Below are 2,061 nucleotides of genomic sequence, written 5' to 3'. Positions count from 1 at the left end.
CACGGCGCGGCGGGAACCGGCCCGCCCGCTCCGTGCCGGCCGGCGGACCGCCCGGGCAGGTCCGCTACCGCTCCTCCGGATGCGCGGCCCGCCAGGTGAGCACCCGCTGGTAGACCGCGTCGAACCAGGGTTCCTCGACCGCCAGGTAGGCGGCGACGGCTTCCTCTCGATCGAGCCCGCCGGCCGCGGCCGCCGCCTTCTGCTTCACCTCGGCGTATTCCGCCCGCGCGGCCGGTTCGGCGCGCAGCCAGTCGCGGAAGGCGAGCGCGAACACCTGCCCGGGCCCACCGGCGACCCGCAGATGGACATAGGCCGGGCGCCCGGGATCGGCGCTGCCGTGCACGCGTTTCTCCCAGCGCCCCGGATCCACCTCGGCACCGGCGCCCGGCTTCGGATTGTCGTGGGTGTGCTGCGGGATCAACGGGAATCCGGCGGCGGCCAGCGCGTCGCGGATACCGTCGGCCGCGGCGAGGTCCGGCACGGTGATCTGCAGGTCGAGGAGATCTTTCGCGGGCAGGCCGGGCACCGCGGTGGAACCGATATGGTCGATCCGCACCGCGGCGGCGCCGGCGGCCACCCGCAGCCGCGCGATCAGCCGCTGCGCCTGCGCGGCCCATTCCGGATCCGGGTCCACGAGCCGGGGCGCCGGCCGCACCGCGTCACCGGAGCGCAAATTCGCCTCGAAGGGGACCAACCGCTCGTCCCACAGCCGCGCCACAGCGGCTTCGACCGCGCCGGCGGGGCCGTTGTTGTCCAGCAGCACATCGGCGGCGGCCCGGCGCTGCTCGTCGGTCGCCTGCGCCGCGATCCGCGCCCGCGCATCGTCCTCGGTCACCCCACGGAACTCGACCAGGCGCCGGATCCGGGTCTCGGCGGCGACATCCACCACCAGCACCAGATTCATGAAGGGCGCCATATGGTTTTCCACCAGCAGCGGAACATCCTGGACCACCACGGCGTCCGGCGCGGCGGCGGCGAAGAGTTCGGCCGTGCGCTGCCCGACCAGCGGATGAGTGATGGAGTTCAGAGTGGTGCGTGATTCGTCGTCACGAAACGCCTTGGCCGCCAACGCCGGACGATCCAGGCTGCCGTCCGCGGCCAGGATATCCGAGCCGAACGCCTCGACCAGGGCGGCGAGCCCCGGTGTTCCGGCCGCGACCACTTCCCGTGCGATGACATCGGAGTCGATGAGCACCGCGCCCCGCTCCACGAGCGCTCGCGCGACCGTCGATTTGCCCGCTCCCATACCGCCGGTGAGGCCGATTCGTAGCATTCGCCCAGTCTCGCATCCGTCCGTACCGGCGCAGCGACGAGGTTTCGCGCATTACCCGCTCGACACGCCCAGGCGTGGGGGAACGGCGCAAATGTCCTGATTACGCCAGTGACTGCGTTAGTGTTCGGCCTGAGTGCACGCCCCGATTCACCGCTTCTGTTACGGATAGCAAAGGAACGAGCATGCGCATCAGGTACTACCGCACAGGCCGGCACCGGCTGGGGGCGCCGGGGCGCGTGCACTGTCTCACCATTCCGGCCGTGGCGGCGTATCTGGCGAAGAACCGCCGCCCTTGGCTCAGCCTTTTCACCATCGCCCCCCGCCACAGTCTCGCCGCTCATCGCCCGCGTCCGTCGATGGTCTGGCCGCGCTGGGTCCCGGTCCCGGCAGGTTAGTTCCCGGCGGACAACGGTGGCCCGGTCTTCGGACCGGGCCACTGTTGTATCCCGGGGCGCTAGAGCCCCAATTTGTCGACCAGCTCATCCATTTCGGCTCGGAAGAGTTTGGCCGGGTCGGCTGTCTGCGGCCGCAGATGGCCGTACACCTCGAGCGCGATGAGGCCGTGCATCCGGCCCCACATACGCAGCGCGAAAGCCAATCCGGCGGGCGGCAGTTCAGGGAACTCCGATCGGACGTGCCCGGTGAGTTCCGGGGCGAAATCGGCCCAGTCGACGTGGGCATCAGCCGCCCGGCCGCGACGGTGGGGCCACACGGCACCGTTCTCCACCGCGTAGGCCCAGAACTGGCGGGAGACCTGGAACCGCTCGTTGATATCGACGGCCTTGCCG

The 2,061-nt window shown here is 70.8% G+C and carries 3 protein-coding genes and 1 pseudogene; 1 reads left to right on the top strand and 3 read right to left on the bottom strand.

Going from position 1 to position 2,061, the window contains the following annotated elements; all coding sequences use genetic code 11:
• Window positions 1–64 precede the first annotated feature (64 nt).
• On the bottom strand, window positions 65–1,273 hold the full coding sequence (gene coaE, locus ACLML9_RS28625; RefSeq protein ID WP_411948408.1) for a dephospho-CoA kinase: 1,209 nt from the start codon (window positions 1,271–1,273) through the stop codon (window positions 65–67).
• Window positions 1,274–1,455: 182 nt separating this feature from the next.
• Here coaE and ACLML9_RS28620 point away from each other — a divergent pair, with 182 nt between their 5' ends.
• Window positions 1,456–1,668, top strand: a complete 213-nt coding sequence (locus ACLML9_RS28620) for a hypothetical protein (protein WP_081877111.1) — start codon at window positions 1,456–1,458, stop codon at window positions 1,666–1,668.
• A 59-nt stretch (window positions 1,669–1,727) separates the two neighbouring features.
• On the opposite strand, the gene ACLML9_RS28615 is transcribed toward ACLML9_RS28620, so the two are convergent.
• Complete coding sequence (locus ACLML9_RS28615; protein ID WP_411948409.1) at window positions 1,728–1,985, bottom strand: TetR-like C-terminal domain-containing protein; 258 nt, start codon at window positions 1,983–1,985, stop codon at window positions 1,728–1,730.
• Window positions 1,965–2,061: pseudogene (locus tag ACLML9_RS28610) on the bottom strand (malate:quinone oxidoreductase); the annotation flags it as partial. The pseudogene ACLML9_RS28610 and the gene ACLML9_RS28615, both read right to left, overlap by 21 nt.

Origin of the sequence: Nocardia sp. NPDC002869, from assembly GCF_046764065.1 — a bacterium.
Lineage (GTDB): Bacteria > Actinomycetota > Actinomycetes > Mycobacteriales > Mycobacteriaceae > Nocardia > Nocardia rhamnosiphila.
This window is presented reverse-complemented; position numbering and strand designations above follow the sequence as displayed.

Excerpts from the sequence above, each read along its gene's own strand:
- coaE (WP_411948408.1), bottom strand. The coding sequence starts at position 1,273 with ATGCTACGAATCGGCCTCACCGGCGGTATGGGAGCGGGCAAATCGACG.
- ACLML9_RS28620 (WP_081877111.1), top strand. The coding sequence starts at position 1,456 with ATGCGCATCAGGTACTACCGCACAGGCCGGCACCGGCTGGGGGCGCCG.